At 36.5% G+C, this 22410-nt stretch carries 19 protein-coding genes; 2 read left to right on the top strand and 17 right to left on the bottom strand.

Annotation, left to right across the window (positions count from 1 at the left end):
* The first annotated feature begins 8 nt into the window (after window positions 1–8).
* Both glmS and FTT76_RS10605 read left to right on the top strand, forming a co-directional pair.
* Complete coding sequence (gene glmS / locus FTT76_RS10610; protein WP_180007993.1) at window positions 9–1847, top strand: glutamine--fructose-6-phosphate transaminase (isomerizing); 1839 nt, start codon at window positions 9–11, stop codon at window positions 1845–1847.
* Window positions 1848–1904: 57 nt separating this feature from the next.
* Window positions 1905–3275 (top strand): phosphomannomutase CpsG, encoded by a 1371-nt coding sequence (locus FTT76_RS10605; RefSeq protein WP_180190507.1) that lies wholly within the window; start codon window positions 1905–1907, stop codon window positions 3273–3275.
* A 103-nt stretch (window positions 3276–3378) separates the two neighbouring features.
* Here FTT76_RS10605 and FTT76_RS10600 read toward each other — a convergent pair whose 3' ends face one another.
* The 17 genes from FTT76_RS10600 to FTT76_RS10520 form a co-directional block, all read right to left on the bottom strand.
* Window positions 3379–4836 carry a capsule assembly Wzi family protein gene (locus FTT76_RS10600; RefSeq protein ID WP_180190506.1) on the bottom strand — a complete coding sequence of 486 codons (1458 nt, stop codon included), beginning with the start codon at window positions 4834–4836 and terminating at the stop codon, window positions 3379–3381.
* A gap of 183 nt (window positions 4837–5019) precedes the next feature.
* Window positions 5020–6036, bottom strand: a complete 1017-nt coding sequence (gene galE, locus FTT76_RS10595; protein WP_180190505.1) for a UDP-glucose 4-epimerase GalE — start codon at window positions 6034–6036, stop codon at window positions 5020–5022.
* Between the two features lies 1 nt (window position 6037).
* Window positions 6038–7702: a glucose-6-phosphate isomerase gene (gene pgi / locus FTT76_RS10590; RefSeq protein ID WP_180190504.1), complete on the bottom strand. Its 1665-nt coding sequence runs from the start codon at window positions 7700–7702 to the stop codon at window positions 6038–6040.
* On the bottom strand, window positions 7702–8955 hold the full coding sequence (locus FTT76_RS10585; protein ID WP_180190503.1) for a nucleotide sugar dehydrogenase: 1254 nt from the start codon (window positions 8953–8955) through the stop codon (window positions 7702–7704). The genes pgi and FTT76_RS10585 overlap by 1 nt, the downstream gene beginning before the upstream one ends.
* Before the next feature lie 13 nt (window positions 8956–8968).
* Window positions 8969–9844 (bottom strand): UTP--glucose-1-phosphate uridylyltransferase GalU, encoded by an 876-nt coding sequence (gene galU / locus FTT76_RS10580; protein WP_180190502.1) that lies wholly within the window; start codon window positions 9842–9844, stop codon window positions 8969–8971.
* A 24-nt stretch (window positions 9845–9868) separates the two neighbouring features.
* Entirely contained in the window at window positions 9869–10489 is a 621-nt protein-coding gene (locus tag FTT76_RS10575; RefSeq protein ID WP_180190501.1) for a sugar transferase, read from the bottom strand.
* Window positions 10490–10578: 89 nt separating this feature from the next.
* A complete protein-coding gene (locus tag FTT76_RS10570; RefSeq protein WP_180190500.1) occupies window positions 10579–11355 on the bottom strand; it encodes a glycosyltransferase family 2 protein in 777 nt (258 codons plus the stop codon).
* A 16-nt stretch (window positions 11356–11371) separates the two neighbouring features.
* Entirely contained in the window at window positions 11372–12550 is a 1179-nt protein-coding gene (locus FTT76_RS10565; protein ID WP_180190499.1) for an O-antigen polymerase, read from the bottom strand.
* A 13-nt stretch (window positions 12551–12563) separates the two neighbouring features.
* On the bottom strand, window positions 12564–13661 hold the full coding sequence (locus tag FTT76_RS10560; protein ID WP_180190498.1) for a glycosyltransferase: 1098 nt from the start codon (window positions 13659–13661) through the stop codon (window positions 12564–12566).
* Window positions 13658–14515 (bottom strand): glycosyltransferase, encoded by an 858-nt coding sequence (locus tag FTT76_RS10555; protein ID WP_180190497.1) that lies wholly within the window; start codon window positions 14513–14515, stop codon window positions 13658–13660. The genes FTT76_RS10560 and FTT76_RS10555 overlap by 4 nt, the downstream gene beginning before the upstream one ends.
* 2 nt (window positions 14516–14517) lie before the next feature.
* Window positions 14518–15687 carry a nucleotide sugar dehydrogenase gene (locus FTT76_RS10550; RefSeq protein ID WP_180190496.1) on the bottom strand — a complete coding sequence of 390 codons (1170 nt, stop codon included), beginning with the start codon at window positions 15685–15687 and terminating at the stop codon, window positions 14518–14520.
* Window positions 15684–16559, bottom strand: coding sequence for an ATP-grasp fold amidoligase family protein (locus FTT76_RS10545; protein WP_180190495.1), 876 nt, complete (start codon window positions 16557–16559; stop codon window positions 15684–15686). Before FTT76_RS10545 ends, FTT76_RS10550 begins: the two co-directional genes overlap by 4 nt.
* Window positions 16556–17824: an oligosaccharide flippase family protein gene (locus tag FTT76_RS10540; protein ID WP_180190494.1), complete on the bottom strand. Its 1269-nt coding sequence runs from the start codon at window positions 17822–17824 to the stop codon at window positions 16556–16558. Before FTT76_RS10540 ends, FTT76_RS10545 begins: the two co-directional genes overlap by 4 nt.
* A gap of 152 nt (window positions 17825–17976) precedes the next feature.
* Window positions 17977–19830 carry a nucleoside-diphosphate sugar epimerase/dehydratase gene (locus FTT76_RS10535; protein ID WP_257235089.1) on the bottom strand — a complete coding sequence of 618 codons (1854 nt, stop codon included), beginning with the start codon at window positions 19828–19830 and terminating at the stop codon, window positions 17977–17979.
* Window positions 19831–19891: 61 nt separating this feature from the next.
* Window positions 19892–21061 (bottom strand): DegT/DnrJ/EryC1/StrS aminotransferase family protein, encoded by a 1170-nt coding sequence (locus tag FTT76_RS10530; protein WP_180190493.1) that lies wholly within the window; start codon window positions 21059–21061, stop codon window positions 19892–19894.
* Between the two features lie 35 nt (window positions 21062–21096).
* Window positions 21097–21753, bottom strand: coding sequence for a NeuD/PglB/VioB family sugar acetyltransferase (locus FTT76_RS10525; protein ID WP_180190492.1), 657 nt, complete (start codon window positions 21751–21753; stop codon window positions 21097–21099).
* Window positions 21750–22355, bottom strand: coding sequence for a sugar transferase (locus tag FTT76_RS10520; RefSeq protein ID WP_180190491.1), 606 nt, complete (start codon window positions 22353–22355; stop codon window positions 21750–21752). The genes FTT76_RS10525 and FTT76_RS10520 overlap by 4 nt, the downstream gene beginning before the upstream one ends.
* Window positions 22356–22410: the final 55 nt, after the last annotated feature.

Genomic DNA, 22410 nt, shown 5'->3' with positions numbered 1-22410 from the left:
ATTAAACTATGTGCGGTATTGTCGGTGGCGTTGCAGAACGTAGTATTACCAATATTTTAATTGAAGGCTTAAAGCGTCTTGAATATCGTGGCTATGACTCTGCGGGTTTAGCGCTGATTAATAAAGGCCATGTTCTACGTGAACGTCGCGTAGGTAAAGTTGCAAATCTTGAACAAGCCGTTGAAGAAGCAGATATCGCAGGTTCGGTCGGTATTGCACATACGCGCTGGGCAACCCATGGTAAACCGACTGAAAATAATGCCCATCCGCATATTTCAGGTAATGTAGCTGTAGTTCATAACGGCATTATTGAAAACTATCAAGAGCTTAAAGATGATCTTGAAGCGCTTGGTTATGTCTTTACCTCACAAACAGATACAGAAGTTGTCGCGCATTTAGTCAATGACGCTTTAAAAACCACCCCGAGTCTTTTAGAAGCAGTTAAAAGTGTCGTGCCTCAACTCAAAGGTGCTTATGCACTGGGTATCGTACATACCGACCATCCTGATGAATTAATCACAGTACGTGAAGGTTCACCACTTGTGATTGGTGTAGGTATTGGTGAAAACTTTATTAGCTCAGACCAATTGGCCCTTCTTCCGATTACCAATCGTTTTATTTACCTTGAAGAAGGTGATATTGCGCGTTTAACCCGTAATACCATTGAAGTATTTGTTGATGGTCAACTCGTGCACCGCCCAATTAAAGAGCTAGATGCAACGGTAAGTAACGCATCGAAAGGTGAATACAAGCATTACATGCTCAAAGAAATTTATGAGCAACCTGAAGCGATTAAGCAAACGATCTCTCAGGCATTAAATGGCAATGCACTACGTGATGATTTCTTAATCAATGCGACTGATGCTTTTACTAAAATTCAGCAAGTGCAAATCATTGCCTGCGGCACCAGTTACCATGCTGGTATGATTGCCAAATATTGGTTTGAGCAACTCATTGACGTACCTTGCCAAGTTGAAATTGCCAGTGAGTTCCGTTACCGCTCACCAGTGATTGTCAATAACACCCTGTATGTATGTATTTCTCAATCAGGTGAAACTGCCGATACTTTAGCTGCACTGCGTGATACACAAAAGCGTGCTGGCGCTAAGGGTTTAGATATTACCACCATGACCATTTGTAACGTTGCGACGTCTTCAATGGTCCGTGAAACCAACTACAGTTTGTTGACGCTCGCAGGCCCTGAAATTGGTGTTGCTTCGACCAAAGCATTTACCACACAGCTTGCGGCATTGATGCTATTGGTATTGAAAATTGGTCAAATTAAGCAAAGCATTTCAACTGACCGTGTCTCTGAAATTATTGCTGCGCTATGGCATACACCGAAAGTGATTTTAGATACTTTACAAAATAATGCTGAGATTCTACGTCTATCAGAATTATTTGTTGAAAAAAATCACTGCCTATTCTTGGGTCGTGGAACTGAGTTCCCTATCGCCCTTGAAGGTGCTTTGAAACTTAAAGAGATTTCATACATCCATGCTGAAGGTTATGCGGCTGGTGAGTTAAAACATGGTCCATTGGCACTGGTTGATAATGATATGCCTGTAGTGATTCTTGCTCCACAAGATGACATGTTGGATAAACTCAAATCGAATATGGAAGAAGTGCAAGCGCGTGGTGGTGAATTGTTTGTTTTTGCAGATGAAAACAGCGGCATCAAAGCGAAAGATCGTCAACACGTGGTTTATGTGCCAAGTGTGAATGAAATCTTGTCACCAATCGTATACAGCGTACCCGTGCAATTACTCTCATACCATGTTGCAGTGCTGCGTGGAACAGATGTCGATCAGCCACGTAACCTGGCGAAGTCAGTGACGGTGGAATAATAATTTTTGATCAAGGGCTGGAATTTCCAGCCCTTTTTTCTATAGTTGGAAATAAACATGACAATGCTAACTTGTTTTAAAGCCTATGACATCCGCGGCAAACTCGGTACAGAACTGAACGAAGAAATTGCTTATAAAATCGGTCGTGCTTATGGGCAAATTTATCAACCTAAAAAAATTGTGGTTGGCTGCGACATCCGCCTAAGCAGTGAAGCTTTAAAGCAAGCCACCATCAAAGGTCTGAATGATGCGGGTGTTGATGTTTTAGATTTAGGTATGACTGGGACTGAAGAAGTCTATTTCGGCGCTTTCCATCTTGATGTACAAGGTGGCATCGAAATTACCGCAAGTCATAATCCAATGGACTACAACGGCATGAAATTAGTGCGCGAAAATGCACGCCCCATTGGAGCAGATTCAGGTCTAAAAGAAATTCGCTTACTGGCTGAATCAGGCAACTTTAATGCAGTTTCAGCCAAAGGTAAAACTGAAAAATACAATATTCTGCCTGAATATATTGATCATTTAATGTCTTATATTAATCCTGCTAAAATTCGCCCACTCAAATTGGTGATGAATGCAGGTAACGGTGCTGCGGGCCATGTGGTTGATGCCATTGAAGCAAAATTTAAACAGCTCAATATGCCTGTTGAATTTGTCAAAATTTACAATGATGCTGATGGTACTTTCCCGAATGGTATTCCCAACCCTATTCTTGTTGAAAACCGTGACAGTACCCGTAATGCGGTGATTGAACATCATGCAGATATGGGTATCGCTTGGGATGGCGACTTTGACCGCTGCTTCTTATTTGATGAGAAAGGCCAATTCATTGAAGGCTATTATATTGTCGGTCTATTGGCACAAGCATTCTTACTGAAACAATCTGGTGAGAAAATTGTGCATGACCCTCGTCTGGTTTGGAATACCTTTGATGTCATTGAACAGTACCAAGGTGAAGCGATTCAGTCTAAATCAGGGCATTCATACATTAAAGAAAAAATGCGTGAGCACAATGCAGTGTATGGCGGTGAAATGTCAGCACATCATTACTTCCGTGATTTTGCTTACTGTGACAGTGGTATGATTCCTTGGTTATTGGCAATTTCTGTACTCTCAGAAACCCAGCAAACATTGTCTTCACTGGTTGAAGGTATGATTGAAAAGTTCCCTTGTTCGGGTGAAATCAATTTTAAAGTTGCGGATACTCAAGCCACCATTCAAAAGATTTTTGATCACTTTGCCAATCAAAATCCTGCAATTGATGAAACGGATGGTGTCAGTCTGAATTTTGGTGCATGGCGTCTCAATGTTCGAGCATCGAATACTGAACCACTTTTACGCTTAAATATTGAAAGCCGAAAAGACCAAAATCCAAAACCAATGCAAGATTATGTCGATGAATTAACGCAGTTGATTCAAGGGTAAATTTTTCTGCATGCTAATAAAAAACCATTCAACTTATTCATTAAGTTGAATGGTTTTTTTCTTAGCTCAACTAGAAAGAAATTCTATTTAAGCTGACAACTGATTAAAATAATGAACGATCCAATGGAATTTCGACTCCGATAGACACCCCCGCATCTTGACCATAGACATCAGAATCACTCACCCATCCATTCAGTTTCAATGGCGCATTTGGTTTTAAGTAATGTGTCCAAGTAAGATCTAAAGCTTTAATTTCATCTTTTTGCGCAAATGCATGATTATTTATTGAATTTGACTGATTCACTTTGGCCATCATTACTCGACCATTTAAGCGATTCATAACATCAAAGCGAATATCTCCACCAAGACTTAGCATTTGACCATCCCCGCCCATGACATGCCCTAACGGGAAGCCGTGTTGATAATAGCCATCTGTATATATATGATGATCGTAAGAAATACCAAGCGCATCACCATTGGTTCGTGTATCTGCCCACTCTGCATAAATTTGATAAGGCATGCTATTCAGTTGAGAGGAATAATCAACTCCAGCCAAATACATTTTCTTAGAAGGTAGAAGTCCTGCCTCATCCTCACCCACATATTGAGCATACATACTCATGGGGATGTCTGTAAAATGATTCAGATTCAAGCGCGCATCAAAACCTGCTATTTGATTCGATGCATTGTCTTCACCAACACATACACCATCATTACATCCATTATCTTTCCCAACAAAAGCATTCCAATATGCTTTTAAGCTACCTGGTTGCCCTTGACCATCAATTTGAAAAGTTCTTGAGGCACCGAGCTCAAGATAAGGCAATGGCTGTGCAGTTAAGCGTAGGCCTAATAAATTCGTATCAGGAACGGCTTTATAATCATCTAATCGGCCAGCAAAAGCTTGATATTGCCAAGGTCCAATCCATGACAGCCACTTTGTTTCAAAGGCCTGTTGTTCAGCACGCTGCATGGTCAAACCATAAACAGGGCGACTCGCATCACCACGGATTAGGCTTCCTTCATGTCCAGGTCCCCAATAGGTTGGGATTTGTCCCGCAATCAACCATTGATTCCACAATTTTCCTGCAATATAAGAACCTTCTAAATTGACATCATGTCCATGGTCAATGATCGGATCTTTTTCAGCATTTACTCGCAATTTTGCATCCCATTGGGCACCACCTGCATTCAATTCAAGCGCTGCTTGATATTGAGACTTTTGCTCATCTGCAAATTTTTGCGGGATGTTCTGTGGATCTGTTTCAGCAAATAAAGCGAGCTTAATAGAGGTATTTTCTGCTTCTAAATTTGCCATGACCGAATTGACAACTTTCTGCTGAGCATTATTTTCAATTTTGGCAGTAGATAATGCACGCTGAATTTCTTCACCACTCAATGGCCAAGTCGAAGTGCTGATTTGAATCACACCTTGTTGGTTCAGCCAATTTAGATCTGTACGTAGACCATCATTATTCAAAATGATCCCTTGAGCGTAAACCGGCAGAGCTAGAGAAGAAAAAATGGCAAATGATAAAACCCTAAGAGATTGATATTTCATATATTATTTCAGTCAATTTATCTTTCACATATGATAACGATTTTTTTCAAACAAAAGATAAGATCTATCATCATTTTTGCACAATCAATACACGACTCACGACTTAAGTTAAGTAGTGAGAAGTATGGCAAATACAAAATTTGCCATACTGTATTTAATGAATTTACACACTAAATTTAAATCTTAGTTGTATCCATTTGGATTTTGCTTTTGCCAGTTCCAGCTATCCTTCAACATATCTTCTAAACCATATTGAGGCTGCCAATCTAACTCTGCGACAGCACGGGCATTATCAGCAAATGAAGTTGCAACATCACCTTCTCGACGAGGTACATATTCAAAAGGTATCTCAACACCATTCACTTTTTCAAAAGTATCTCGAATTTGTTTTACTGAAATTCCATTGCCTGTACCAATATTCCAAGCGCGGCAGCCTTGCGTTTTTAAACGATGATTCAATGCGCATAAATGTGCATTGGCCAAATCAACCACATGAATATAATCACGCACACCTGTACCGTCTACCGTGTCATAATCATTGCCAAAAATTGACAACTTATCACGACGGCCGACTGCCACCTGTGTGACATAAGGCATCAAATTATTGGGTATCCCCTGTGGGTCTTCACCCATTTGACCACTTTGATGTGCCCCTACCGGATTAAAATAACGCAGCAATGCAATTGACCAGCGCTCATCTGCAGCCGATAATTTCTCTAGTAATTGCTCGACAATCAGTTTGGTATAGCCATAGTTATTACTTGGCATACCTGTAGGCATGGTTTCATTCAAGGGTGAAATATTGGCTTCATCATAGACTGTTGCTGATGAACTAAAGACCAACTTAAAGACTTGAGCACGCTCCATCGCTTTAACTAAGCTAATAGAACCCGAGATATTATTTTCAATATATTTTAGTGGCTCTTTTTGGCTTTCACCCACAGCTTTTAAACCTGCAAAGTGAATCACTGCATCAATGGAATGATGCTGAAAAATTTGATCTAAAATTTGCTGATCGAGAATATCACCTTCAACAAAATCTAATTTTTTAGCTGCCAACGCTTGAACACGTGCTAAAGATTCGACAGAACTGTTGGACAAATTATCCAGTACAACAACGTCATGCCCTGCGCTCAAAAGTTGAATACAAGTATGTGAACCAATATAACCTGCACCACCTGTCACTAAAACCTTAGACATTTTATTTTCCCATTAATATCTGGATTAAACCTTGTGTCGACGCATCGAGTGCGGATAAATCTGTCTGTTTCCCATTTAAAATCGGCAACAATTGATTGGCAATCTCTTTGCCTTTTTCAACACCCCACTGATCAAATGGGTTGATATTCCAAAGCACAGATTGTACAAAGACTTTGTGCTCATACATCGCAATCAGCATGCCCAAACTATAAGGATTTAGCTCTTGCAATAAAATGGTTGAACTTGGTTGATTGCCTTCATATTGTTTATATTCCGGCAAATCTTGTACTTCTTGTTGATCCAAAGCCTGATTACCAAATGCCAGTAAGCGCGATTGAGCCAAACAATTGGATAAGGCCAAATGATGCTGTTCCACCAGCGCCTCTGCATTATCGACATAGGTAAATTGTTGGGCCTGATAGCGCTGCACGGGCGCAATGAAATCACAACTCACTGCTTGACTGCCTTGATGTAGCAATTGGTAGAAAGCATGCTGTGCATTCGGTCCCACTTCCCCCCATATAATCGGGCAAGTATCCCAATCCACTTTTTGACCATTACGCTGAATCGATTTACCATTCGACTCCATTTCCAACTGCTGCAAATAAGAGGCAAAATATTTCAAACGCCCATCATAGGGCAGTACTGCATGGGTCTGAATATCAAGGAAATTATTATTCCACGCACCCAATAAGCCCATTAATACAGGAATATTTTGTTCGAAAGGTGCCGTCTGAAAATGCTGGTCTACCGCATATGCGCCAGCTAACAGTTGTTTAAAGCCATCAACTCCAATTGTCAGTGCGATCGGTAAACCAATACATGACCAAAGTGAATAGCGACCGCCGACCCAATCCCAGAGCAAAAATTGGTTTTCGGCTGCTATGCCCCATTCCGTCATTTTATCTGCTTTGGTAGATACGCCAATAAAATGATGCTTTAAAATTTGTGATTCTTGCCCAAGTGCTTTTTCAAGCCATAAACGAACTGTTTGCGCATTGGATAAGGTATCAATGGTCCCGAACGATTTTGAAGAAATAATAAATAGCGTGGTTTCGGGCCGAAGTTGATGCAATAAATCTGAAAGTTGACTACCATCAATAGTCGAAACAAAATGTACATTGAGTGGCTTATATGTGGATTTTTTGAAATCAGATAAGGCATGGCTCACCATCAGTGGTCCTAAATCTGACCCTCCGACACCAATATTCACCACATCTTGAATGACTTCACCAGTTGCGCCGCGGCACTGGCCAGCATGAATTTTTTCTACCAAAGCATACATACGCTCAAGTTGTGTATGCACTTGTTTTGCTAATTCAGTATGAGACTGATCATCTTTAGGTAACCGCAGTGCCCAATGCATGGCTGCACGCTGTTCGGTATAGTTAATTTCTTCAGTAGAAAATAAACGCTTTATCCACGAGGTTAAATCTTGTGTCTGTGCCCACTGGACTAGGTTTTTGACAACAGACTGATTGATTCTATGTTTACTAAAATCAAAAACCACCGGCTCTAAAGGCACAGAGTATTTTTCAAATCGTTGCGGGTCTTCAGCAAAGAGTTGTGTTAAATGCTTATTTTCAAATTCAGTTTTCAAACTATGAAGACTGCCTAAAACTGAATCTAAACTTTGTACAGCATAAGGTTGAGTTTTAACAGCCATTAACGTCCTACCCCCATATATGCAAAACCTTGAGACTTCACATATGTTGGATCATAAATATTGCGCCCATCCAAAATAAGCGGATGCTGCATGGTTTTAAGCAATTCGGTATAATTTGGACTCCAATATTGTTTCCATGCAGTCAATAAACACAAAGCATGTGCATCTTGCACTGCCTCATATTGCTCTGTGCAATATATAAGATCAGGTCGCTCACCATATATTTTTTTAATTTCTTCCAAGGCTTGAGGGTCGTGTAATTTAACTTTTACACCTTGAGCCCATAGTGCTGCCAACATGGCATGAATAGGAGATTGTCGCGTACTGGAGGTTTTTTCTTTAAATGCAGCACCCCATATCGCAACAGTTTTCCCTTTTAAATCACCATGATAATAATTCCATAATTTGCGGAATAAAACTTCTTTTTGCTGCTCATTAATTTCCCAAACTTGAGCTAGTAATTGGCTATTTGCACCAACACCTGACACCGTATGCGTTAGGGTCTGAATATCATGTGAAAAATTTTCTCCACCAAAGCCTGCACCCGGATAGAGATAAGATCCACCAATACGATTATCCGCAGCCATCCCCTGACGAACTGACTCAATATCAATGCCTAATTTCTCAGCAACCATTGCCAAGTCATTGATATAACTAATTCGTGTCGCCAACATGCCAGAGATACTCAACTTAGTAAATTCAGCATCTAAAATGGGCATAAAAAGATACTGCTGCTGACGTGGGAATAAAGGGCGTAAGAGTTCCTTAATTTTAATTTGAGCAACATCCGATGCAGCCCCAACAATCAACTGCTTGGCTTGGGCAAAGCTTTGTAACGCGTTTCCTTCCTGAATCATGTCGGGTAAATAGACCCACTCATCTTCATGCAAAATTTTTACAAATTTTTCTGTACCATGCAGTCCTAAAGTAGACGCATTGATCATCAATTTAGGGTGAATAATGGGACGTTGTTTGATGTTTTGAAGAATTTCAATACATTGCTTTTCTTCGGCAGGGTTAAAACTGAAGAAATAAGCATCTGCATCTAATGGAATATTATTAAAGTCGCAGTATTTTAAAAAATTACTTTGTTGTTTGTTGAGTAGATTTTTTACAGCTTCATCTTGCATATACACATGTTCGCTTTCATACGTTTTCAGTGGTTCATACCAAAAAACGTGATGACCGCATTCTGCTAGCAAAGCAGCGAACACGCCCGAAAAAAGCGTTTGACCAAAGACTGCAACTTTCATCAAAATTCCTCAATTACAATTTGAGTTCTTGAATAAGAGTTTTAAACTCTTCACCCAATTTGGGATGATCTACACCATAATGAAGTACAGCTTTTAAATAACCCAACTTGCTACCACAGTCAAAAGTTTGACCTTTCATACGATACGCTTCAACTGTATCGGTTTGTTGTAGCATGGCAATGGCATCGGTCAGTTGGATTTCATTGCCCGCACCTTTAGGCGTTTGCTCTAAAAGTTGCATAATTTTGGCTGGTAAAATATAGCGACCCACTACCGATAAATTTGACGGTGCTGAACCGACTGCTGGCTTTTCTACAATCCCTTGCATTTGGATGCTATGCCCTTCGGCAGGTATAGAAGCAACATCGACAATACCATATTGGTCCACTAGATGATCAGGTACAGCTTCCACCATAATTTGTGATGCTTGTGTTTCATCAAAACGTTGAATCATTAAACTCAAATCATTGGTTTCTGAGGAATCTTTTACAAGAACATCTGGTAATAGCACCGCAAAATCATCATCACCTACTACAGCTTTGGCACACAGTACAGCATGACCTAAACCCAGTGGCTGAGGTTGACGTACACTGATTACACTCACATGTGGCGGTAAAATTTCGGTAATCTCTTTGAGTAAATCAAATTTCTTTTTATTTTCTAGGGTGGTTTCTAGCTCAAAATTTCGATCAAAGTAATTTTCAATCGAAGCTTTTGAAGAGTGGGTGACAAGAATAATCTGTTCAATCCCAGCTGCAACTGCTTCTTTGACCACATATTCAATCGCAGGGCGGTCAACGACAGTGACCATTTCTTTGGGAATAGATTTACTGGCAGGTAAAAAACGTGTACCTAAACCTGCGACAGGGAGAATGGCTTTTTTGATCATATGACTCATTGTGATAAAAATAAATTACTTACGAATTGATTCAGACTGAGAATTATTTTGGCTTGAAAAACGGACTGCTCCAACCTCTTGGTCTGGAGCATTAATGCCTTCTTTCTTTAACATGACTTCAACTGTTTTAAACATAATTTTAAAATCAAGCCATATGGTATGAGTATCGACATATTGTACATCTAACTCAAATTTTTCTTCCCATGAGAGATTATTACGTCCACTGACTTGAGCGAGTCCTGTCATACCGGGCTTCACTTCATGGCGACGCATTTGCTCAGGAGTATAGTGTTCTAGAAAATCTTTCATTTGTGGACGTGGCCCTACAATACTCATGTCACCCTTCAACACATTAATAAGCTGCGGCATTTCATCTAAACTTGTGGAACGCAATTTATGTCCAAAAGGTGTAATACGTAGTGCATCTGGGAGAGGATTACCATTTTTATCAACAGCATCCAACATTGACCTAAACTTGATCATCTTAAAAATTTTTGTGTCTTTACCTGGACGTTCTTGATAAAAAAATACAGGTGAACCTAGATTTTTGCGTACTTTCAAACAAACAATCATAAAAATTGGGGAAAGTATAATCAATGCAAATAGAGCTATTACAATGTCAATCAGCCTTTTCATACTATATCCACACCCCCAAAATACTTATCATAATAGATCTCATCATTGATTCTTACACCTCTAGTAAAAACTTAGGATAAGATTATCCGTTATAGATTTAAGAGTTTTGATAACCTTTTAAATTTGTTTCGTAGTATACCTCTAATTGCATACTGGGAAAAATAGTAAATACTTTGCATTAAAGATAATTGTTCAATATGGCGATATAAATGCCAATTGTATTGTGCAGCCTTAAACTTATTAGCAGAAATTGAATCAGATCTAACGGTATAGGAAGCTAAATCTTCAGGCACACAATAAGCATACGGTTCCATTTTAAGAATCTTCAGCCAAAGCCCAAAATCTTGTCGCTTACGAATAAGTGGGAAATAAACTTTACCTAATTTATGCGTGTCATACATCGCAGTGAGACAACCTATCACACATGTTTTTAGCAAACTATAGTAGTCTGTCCGATCAGGAAAATGTAGTTCACCTATCTTTTCACCATGCTCATTGACTTGATGATATTGAGTATAAGTAAAAGCATAATTATGCTCTAACATAAAATTTAATTGTTTTTCTAATTTCTTAGGATACCAGGTGTCATCACTGTCTAAAAAAGCAATAAATCTGCCAGAAGCATTTTTTATGCCTGTATTTCGAGCTACAGCCGCACCAGAGTTTTGCTCTAGACAGATCATTTTAATCCGTGAGTCTTTATTTACATAAGATTGAATAACTTCACGAGATTTATCTATTGAACAGTCATCAATAATTAATAACTCCCAATTTTTATACGTCTGATTCTGAATCGATTGAATCGTATGCTCAATAAATTGAGATGAGTTATATGAGGGAGTAATTACAGTAACTAAAAAAGACATAAATTTGCTCACAAAATCAATTTTTTTTTGGTCTAAAGAATAAATAATTAAGCAGTGGAAATAAAATTAAAATACTAATTGTCCCATAAGAGAACAAAGTGGATTGAAATAAGCTAAAATACAAAGTTAGAGCGATATAAGCAATATATTTTGTACGGAGACCATTATCTAAGATAATTTTAGAATACATTAAAAAAAATATAATTATTATGAAAGAAAATAAGGGTGAAAGATAACCAAAATCTATATAAATATAAGGGAAAAATGTTGCAAATGCATTATAATATGAATCTGAATATACTGAGTATAAGGTAGATGAGTCAAATATACGAGAATATTTTCCTTGAGGTAAATCCTTAAAAGTAATTTCAAAGAAATATAATACAGGTGCAAAAAAACCCTCAATAATCACCCTAAATGGATAACCATCATAAATTAACTCATTATGATCCATTTTTTGTGCTAAAAAAAATGGTTGAAGTATATGATACTCTAATAATCTCAACATATCAGAAGACTCGTTAGCTAAGCCTTGGCGATTATTCCTGAGAGCAACAACTAAAGTTGATACCGTAAAAAGACTTAAAATTAATATAATATTTTTCCGTAAAAAATCCAAAATAGATCTACCCTCAATAAGATTTTTTAGGTATAAAATAAGTAGAGCAAAATAAATATAAAAACGACCTGCATATGATAAATTAAAAGCAATTAAAGAAAATAAAATAAAATAAAAAGTAAAGGTGGTTTTTTTATTATTACAACCCATAAGATAAATAATATAAAACCACAATACAGGAACAACATAAAATTGAGTAAAAATTGCTAAAGTCATATTACCAAAAGCATGTGCTCTAATAATATCACTAGAGAAAAAATTCTGCCTAACATAATCAAAGCCATACTCCATACCCATACTAAACATAATAAAGGTTGGCTTTAACACCAAAACTATTGTTATTATTAAAAATAATAATTCAATGTATTTATTTCTTTTATCATTTTGTTCAATTTTTTTAGATTTATTATTAAATAAACAGTAAGCAATGACAGCAAAAATAGAAAATATATACATAATCGTGATAAATATTTGATTTTTATCACTAGGAATATATGAAAATCCATTATAGATATAAAAGGCTGTAACTTGCAATAAAGCTAACAACAAAAATGGCAAAAAAAATTTCAAATACATTGCATTATCCCAATTACATCTTTATATTTTCAAAAAGATTTTCCCATTGTTTTACAATTACAGAAATATTAAATTTATTACTTACACTTTCTACAACTTCTTTGGGATTAAAATTTAAAAAATCAAATTTTTTCAATATTTCAACAAACTGCTTTTCATCTTGATTCTGGACTAAAAAACCATTAACACCATTTTGAATAATATCTCTAGGACCATTTGGACAATCATACGATATACAAGGTATACCATAACTCATTGCTTCTATCAGCACCATACCAAAACCCTCATACTGAGATGTCATAATCAAACAGCAAGCGTCACCATAAATACGGTTTAAATCTCTTTCATTAGTAAAAATACTTACATAATTTTCTAAACCTAATTCCAATATTTTAGACCTCAAAATATGTTCTTGAGGTCCATACCCCAAAAAATTTAATTTATAATTATTTTTATATAAATCACTTTTATAATATATAGATAATGCATCAAGTGGATTTTTTTCTTCACACAACCTACCAACAAAAATAAAATTTTTTGATTTTTTTCTCTCTAAAAAATTACTAGAAAACTTCATGCCATTGTAAATAACTGTTGATTTAATACCATTTTCCAGATAAAAATCATTGTCTTTTTTATTCAAACTAATAACAGAATCAGCTCTTTTCATTAGCTTTAAAAGAAACTTATTAACCAATTTATTACGCTTAATATTCAAAGGAGATGTATGTTCACAAAATATTTTTCTATGACCCTTCATTCTCAATAAACTAAATAATACTATTAATGGGGGTGATGTTAGAATCCAAAACGCAGGCTTTTTATTGCTAAGAAATTCTAGCATTTTTAAATATGCAAAAATTAACCACAATAGTTTAAATATACTTTTATATTTCTTTGTAGAAAACTTTTCCATTTCTAAAGAATGGAGTGAAACTTGATCTGAAACAGGAAATGAAGTCTTTTCCATTTTAGAGAAACTCAAAATATTTACATCATATTCATGATTTTTACTTAACTCATTAACAATTTGTGAAACAACGCGATTAACTCCACCTCTAGATTTTTCAGAAAAAGAATCCAAAACAAAATATACTGTCTTTCTATTCATTTGATAATAGCCTTTAATTTTTTTATCAAACTAAAAAAATTACCTAATGATGGAAAGTTTATAAATTTTCTAACATAAGTACTATAACTTAACTTAATATCTGAATAATTTGTCATATGAGTTTCTAGATCTTTCATCTCAATTTCATTTAAGGAATGCTTTTTACAGAAATACTGATAGGTCTGTAATACTTTCTTTCCTTTCTTATTCGTTATTCTTTCATGTGGGTGACTTATATCAACCACATAAAGATCTTTTTTAATTCTCTTAGCTTTGCCTTGATCAGACAATAAGCGATACCAGCATTCTAAGTCCTGCCAAACTTGCATTTCGGGATCAAAGCCTTGAATTTGTCTTAAATATATAGTCTTTGTAAACACCTGATTACCAATATGATTTGCTTTAAGTAAATCACACTGTACCACTTCATCCTTCATAGAATAGCGATAATTCGTTCTGACACTATTATTTGCTCTTTTAATCAATAAGTTTGAAAAAAGACATTTATATTTTTCATTCCATTCTGTAACAAAGCAAGCGATCCTATTTTCTAGGAAATAATCATCATCATCTAGACCAGTAATAAAATCACCATTAGCTTTCTCAATGGCAATATTACGGCTTACACATGCTCCACTATTGTTTTCTTTTAGAAAGTAGCGGATACGTGAATCCTGTTTTGCTACATCAGCTAAAAACTCTTCCGTTCCATCTGTAGAGCAATCATCTACTATAATAATTTCAATATTATTATATGTTTGCTTACGTACTGACTCTACAGCTCGCTTCAATAGGTCTACCCTATTATAAGTAGGTATATAAATTGTTACTAAGGGCTGTCCACTTATAGTCATCCTTAGTTATCTCCGAATAAATCGCGTGTATAAACTTTATTTTTAACAATTTCTAAATCTTCATGTATTCGATTTGCTAATATTATATCTGTATTACTTAAAAACTCATTTAAATTATTACATAAATTATAATTCTCAAATGTTTCAGTATTTAGAGTTGGTTCATAGATAATAATATTAATATTATATTCCATTAATTCATGCATAATATCCTGAATTGCAGAATCACGGAAATTATCTGAACCTGCTTTCATTATCAAACGATAGATACCAACAGATGTAGGTCGCTTTTTAACAATCTCTTTTACAATAAATTGTTTACGTGTTTTATTTGAATGAATAATCGCTTGAATTAAGTTTTGTGGAATATCTTTATAGTTTGCTAACAATTGTTTTGTATCTTTTGGCAAGCAATAACCACCATAACCAAATGAAGGATTATTATAGTGATTACCAATACGCGGATCTAAGCTCACACCACTAACAATATCATAAGTATTTAAATTATTTTTAGCACAGTAAGTATCTAATTCATTAAAATAAGCAACACGCATTGCTAAATAAGTATTCGAAAACAACTTAACAGCTTCTGCCTCTGTTGAATCCATACATAATTTTTTAGCTTTCTTTTCTACTGTGGCATTTAAATAAAGTTGTGCTATTTCTTCTGCTCTTTCTGATTTTTCACCAATAATAATACGAGACGGATATAAATTATCATATAGAGCCTTGCCTTCACGCAGGAATTCAGGGCTAAAAACGATCTGCTCTGTATTAAATTTCCTTTTAACTTGACATGTGTAACCTACAGGAATCGTAGATTTAATAATAATTGTAGCTTTATTATTAATTGGTAAAATCTGATTAATTACACTTTCAATAGAAGATGTATCAAAATAATTGGTTTCTGAATCATAATTTGTTGGCGTAGCAATAATAATATAGTCTGCTTCAGAATAAGCAATATTTTTATCCAATGTTGCTGTTAAATTCAAGGATACATCACCTAATGCTCTCTCAATATATTCATCTACAATTGGAGAAATTCTTTGATTAATCAAATTCACACGTTTTGGATCAATATCTAAACTAATTACTTCATGCTGAGAAGCAAACAATACTGCATTTGATAAGCCTACATATCCTGTACCAACAACTGTAATTTTTTTCATTCTGCTATCCACAATTTACCCATTTCTAAACCAAAATTACCCGCAAAGCTTTTACTTCGACCAGCCCCCGGAGTCAAAGTTATTTCTCCAAAATAAATATTTTCCGTTGTAATATACCAATCTAAACGTACATAGTTAATTTCAGGGATTAGTTTAAGATTTAAATTGCATATTTTAGCTATGCACTCCTTTTCAAGGTCACTTAATGTTAGTTGATAACCGAAAGGTGAATGCAAAATACAATCTAAATTATTTAGATCAAAGAATACTGTTTCATATCCCTTTACTGATCTTTCAGCTACTACTTGCAGAATTTGTTTGTAGCTTCCATCTTTTTGCTTGAATCTATGAAACTTATAATCTCTTAGATCTTCATTTAACTCAGTAATTTTTTCTTCAACCAAGATATATGGTTTAATATGCGCATAATGCCATTCTCCAGCCAAAATAGAATAATTTAATTTTAACCAATTGTTAGCAAGCTTAATTACTTGTTCTTTGTCTCGCCTAGATGGATCATGATCAAAAATTTTGACCATTCCTGCTCCATGATTAGGTTTAATCACTGTCTTAGACCAATCTGATAATTGCATCAAATTTTCAGGTGTATCTGTCATAAACAATAAAGGAACTAAAAATTCTTCACCCAATATTTTACCAATTAATGTTCTTACTTCATACTTATCAGCTAAGAGAGGATATATCATATTTCTATCATATAATATACGATTTAAAACTTTCTCATTAAATGTTAGTGGCTGGTTTAAATTTGGCCATTCTCGAAAATTTAAATAATAACCAAGTTGAGCCTTAAGCTTATTAGGAAATTTTCTATAAATCGATTTAATAATTTTTTTTATTACCAAATTCATTTAACAACCCCGAAAATAGCTTTTAATAAATTAAAATGCATCTTCATAATCAAACCATCTCTAAAAAAGTAATTTGCCACCGTTAATGAAATAAGCTCCAAAAGTATTAAACATTTCATTGCACCCAATATACCGTAATATTTTATAAAATAATATGATAAAGGCATACTCAATAAGCTTACCACCAACATTTTAATAGATAAATACCTATAGCCACTATATTTAATAATATATCTATAACTTATAGTACCTAGTGCTGATAACATTGTTGCCACTACTGCGTAAGGAACAATATTTAATGATAGCAAATATTGTTCACCATAAAGATTACGTATTATAAAATCCCCATATATATATAAAAAAACATAAACAAACACTGAAACAGATATAATAATATAGTGTAAAATAGTTAGATATTTTTTTTCTATTTCACTATTGTTTTTGGAGTATATTCTTGAAAAGAAACTGGTGATCAAAGATAAATTTACAAATGCCCAGGCCCCACCTATAGTAACTGCAATATTATATACACCAAGATCACTGTATGAAGTGTATTTAGCTAGTAAAATATTAGAAATCTGCGTATACAAAGTAATTGATAGTGTTGATAAAACTAAACTGCCGCCCGTAAAAATCAAATATTTATTATATTTAAAACTATTAGAGACAATAATTTTATTTTCTTTTTTTAAAAAATAAATTTTTTTTATAAAATAAGGGACCATTGCAATGACAATAACAGGAATTGCCATATAATTTATATTAAACTCAAACTTAACTAAAACATATCTTAATATTAAAGCAAGACTCAAACCTACCACATTTGAAATTACATTAACAAAAGAATTTAATTGACTATTATTATATATCGTATATACATCACTAACTATAAAATAAGTTGCAATACAATTACAAACAGCAAAAACAAACACAATATAATCAGCAGACATATATAAATATGACAAAGCAACTATAGATGCGACTAAATATAATACTCTCCTCATTATTTGTGATGCAAAAGCTAATTTTAGACCTGAATCAGACTTCATGCTTAAACGCTTAAATAAAATATTTTGGGTGCCAAAAAGAGAAAAAGTTTGAACAAACAGAAAAATTGAAGTTGTAAAAACTAATTTACCAAAATTCTCTGGTCCTACGTATTTTGCCATATATGAATTAACAAAAATCAATCCTAAAATGCTAATTAATTTTTCCAATATCATCCATAGAGAATTAGATAAGATTTTATTTGCAAAAATATTCATACAAGAAATTTGTTACTATGGCGATAGATTATTAAAGAAGATAAATTAAAGATTAATTTAAAAATAATTCTCTTCAACATTAGGTGTTAATACATCAAATTATACTAATTTTACACATATGTGTCTTTTATTTTCTATAAAAATTAATCTATCTACACATCCTTTGTGGTCAATTGATGAAAGCCATCCACATTTTTTTCCAATATTTTGAATAGTAAATCAATATCAGTTGTTTCTTCCAAATCTATATAAATTTGAAAAATATAACAAAAATTATAAAATTTTTCAAAAGACCTTAAAATCCGCTCATGCCCTGTTTCTTCTACATTATCCGCATCAATCAACAACTCTTCATACAACTTTTCACCAGGACGTAACCCCGTAAACTGAATCTCAATGTCGCCAATTCCATTTTCATCAACAGGACGGAAACCACTAAGACGAATCATTTGTTTAGCTAAGTCTATTATTTTAACTGGCTCGCCCATATCAAGCAGAAATACATCACCACCTGTCCCCATCGCACCTGCCTGAATCACCAACTGTGCTGCCTCAGGAATGGTCATAAAGTAACGCGTAACCTCTGGATGCGTTACTGTAACAGGCCCGCCTTTAGCAATCTGCTTTTTAAACAAAGGAACGACAGAACCTGACGAACCCAATACATTACCAAAGCGAACAATACTGATTTGGGTGTTTGGATGTGTCGATGCCAAACCCTGACAGTAGAGTTCTGCCATACGTTTGGATGCACCCATTACATTGGTTGGGCGCACGGCTTTATCTGTAGAAATCAAAACAAATGTTTCTACACCTTGCTTCACAGCAGCTTCAACACTACGCGCAGTACCAATTGAAGTATTGTAAATACCTTCAAAAGGGTTGGCTTCTACCAACGGCACATGTTTATATGCAGCTGCATGGTAAACCGTCTGCACGCCATATTGTTGCAATATGCGTTCCAGTTTCGGCTGATTGGTGACTGAACCTAATACCGGTACAATTTCTACGCCTTTGGCCTGCATTTCACGGTCAATGGAATACAGTGCAAACTCGGTCATTTCAAACAGTACAAGCACTTTCGGCTGATGTTTCACGATCTGACGACATAACTCAGAACCAATTGAGCCGCCCGCCCCTGTCACCATGACCACTTTATTTTTAATATTTTTTTCTAACAGTTCAGGTTTCGGCGGCACAGGGTCACGGCCCAATAGATCAATAATATCCACTTCGCGAATATCAGAGACTTGGACTTGACCATCGACCAATTGTGTTACACCCGGCAACTCCATAATTTTGACATCTGCTGAATCAAAAGATTCTATGATCTCTTTTTTACGGGTTCGACCTACAGAAGGCATTGCCAATAAAACTTCCTCAATACCGAATTTCCCAAGTTTCGCTTGCGCTTTTTTCGGTGAGTAAATCTTTAAACCACTCAGTGACTGTCCATGTAAAGAGCGTTTGTCATCAATAAAACAAACCGGTAAATAGTCATCTGAACGGTTTAAAGCGGCAGCAATTTGCTGACCTGCTAAGCCTGCGCCATAAATTGCAACACGTTTACGGCTTTGTTTTTTGGCAAAGGTTTTTAATGTTGCATAGCGAATGACGGCACGGCTCCACCACATGTATGAAAACAGCATAAAGCCATACATGAGCGGAATACTCATGGGAATAAATGCAACATTCAATTTTTTGATCGTGTATAAGGCCACGATTTGAATAAATGTTCCGATTAAAATTCGCAGCAAATAGTCTTCATTAAATGAACGCACAATTGCACGGTAAATACCAAGCAAAGCAAAAATCAGAATGCCAACCACACCGACATACATGTACCAAGCATCCAGTCCTTGCATGACCTGTACATTCGGGCGTGCCAAACGTATGGCATAAGCCAGCCACATCATTAACGGTAAAACACAAATATCCATCAGCACCAAAACGATTTGTTTTTGGCGACGCGGTAATGATGCTATAGAACGGATAAAGTCTTTCACAAGATGCTCAAATAGGGTCAGTAAAGCGAATGAGAGCGCATATTATACGCTCTTTTCAGGTTTAGATTTTTGCGATCACCGCTTGGATCGCATCCACGGTTTTCTGCAGGCTGTGCTCAGACAATGTTGGGTGTACAAGGAACATTAAGCTTGTTGCACCGAGCTGTTTAGCTTGCGGTAAAGACTGCGCAGGACGCCAAGGCGTATCATCAAAAGCTTTTTCTAAATACACTTCTGAACACGAGCCACTAAAACAAGGCACATTCAATGCATTGATTTCAGCCATGATTCGATCACGCGACCAGCCGTTGGGTAATGCATCGACATTGACTTGAACATAGCATTTATAGGCTGCATGCACATATTCAACAGATGGTTTTACTACAGTAAAATACGGACTATTTTCAAACGCCGCTTGGATACGCGCCATATTGGCATTACGTTTTGCAGTCCATTCTGGCATTTGTTTGAGCTGTAAACGGCCAATCACCGCCTGCATTTCCATCATGCGCCAGTTGGTGCCAAATGAGTCATGCAGCCAGCGGAATCCCGGCGGATGTTGCTTGTTATACACGCTATCAAAGTTTTTGCCGTGATCTTTATACGACCACATTTTTTTCCACAGACTTTCGTCATTGGTAGTAACCATGCCGCCTTCACCGCCAGTGGTCATAATCTTGTCTTGGCAGAAAGACCATGCACCAATATGCCCGATTGAACCTGCTGATTTGCCTTTGTACATTGCACCATGCGCTTGGGCACAATCCTCAATCACAAAAATGCCTTTTTCCTCAGCCAATTGCATGATTGAATCCATATCACACATCCAACCTGCCAAATGCACACAGATAATCGCTTTGGTATTTGGAGTGACGACTGCTTCAATTGTACGGCGTGAGATATTTTGTGAATCCAGTTCGACATCCGCAAAAATCGGATTGGCACCTGCGGTGACAATTGAACTTGCTGACGCTAAGAAGGTCCGTGAGGTGACAATCACGTCATCACCTGCACCAATACCCAAAGCTTTGAGGGCTAAATCGAGTGCTACTGTACCATTGGCCACGGCAACTGCATGCTTAGTTCCTGCAAACTGTGCAAATTCCTTTTCAAATTCACGGCATTCCTGACCTGTCCAATAATTCACTTTATTGGATAATAGGACTTTTGACACCGCATCGGCTTCTGCTTGGGTAAAGCTTGGCCAAGGCTCAAATGCACTGTTTAACATGGAATTTTCCCAGTCTAAAAATCGAGTTTAAAAATCTATTTTTTCGTCACAATACGGGCAGGATTGCCCACCACTGTTGCGCCTGCTGGGACACTTTTAGTCACGACAGCACCCATACCAACAATAGCACCTACACCAATCACTAAAGGCTGATCAGGTGTGCCCTGCTTAATCATCGCACCCGCGCCAATATAGGCATGGTCATGAATATGAATATTGCCGTTACATTTTACGCCTGGCGCGAAAGTAACGAAATCCCCAATCACACAATCATGCTCGACATAACTGTATAAATTGGCATGAAAACACTTGCCGATTTTGACATTGGAGCCAATGCTGACAAAGGGACTCAAAGCAGAACCTTCAGCGAGTTCAATTTGATCCATTAAAACCACATGGTCCGCAGTGATCGACCAAAGCTGAATGCCATCTGCTTCTAAACGCTGAGCGATTTTTTCACGCACACGACTATTGGCAATCGCAATTTGCACGTATTTTTCAGAAGCAAATTCATTTAGAAATGCTTGATAATTCATGGCACGATGACCATTGACCGAAGCGATGTCTGTTAAAGCATCATCGATAAAGATAATTTCAGCCGCATCACCTTGACGTGCCAATTGCTGACGCGCGACAGGCATGAGACTGCGTCCACAACCTGAAGCACCATAAATTGCATAAAGTGTGGTCATTTTTTTTGTTCCGGTGTGCCGGTAAATTTCGTCATGGTCGCCTCGCCTTCGGCGCTGATATCATCTTTGGCAATGACTTTTTTTATGGTTTTCAGCATGATTTTAAAGTCGAGCCATAGCGAATGGTTTTCAACATACCATGTATCAAGTTCAAATTTCTTTTCCCATGAAATGGCATTACGACCATTCACCTGAGCATGACCCGTGATGCCCGGACGCACATGATGACGCTTGGCCTGCTCACAATTATAGAGTGGTAAATATTCCATCAATAATGGTCGTGGTCCAACAATACTCATATCGCCTTTAATCACATTCCACAGTTCAGGCATTTCATCCAAACTGGTGGCACGGAGCATTTTTCCGAATGGCGTCAGACGCTCACTGTCAGGTAATGGATTGCCCTGCGCATCGAGTGCATCTTTCATGGTACGGAACTTCACCATTTCAAAGGGCTTGCCATACAGACCCGGACGTAGCTGACGGAATAAAACAGGAGAACCTAAATTCTTTTTCACCTTATAAGCCACCAAAGCATAAACAGGAGACAGCAGCACCAGCGCAGATGATGCGATCACAATATCCAATAAGCGCTTTAACATGGTTCACTCTTAAGATTAGATGAAGATGGGGAAATGGTATCCATTTCTAGCAATG

Source organism: Acinetobacter sp. YH01009, from assembly GCF_013420765.1.
GTDB classification, from domain to species: Bacteria; Pseudomonadota; Gammaproteobacteria; order Pseudomonadales; family Moraxellaceae; genus Acinetobacter; species Acinetobacter amyesii.
Note: the sequence above shows the minus strand (reverse complement) of the source record. Positions and strands in the feature narration are given on the sequence as shown.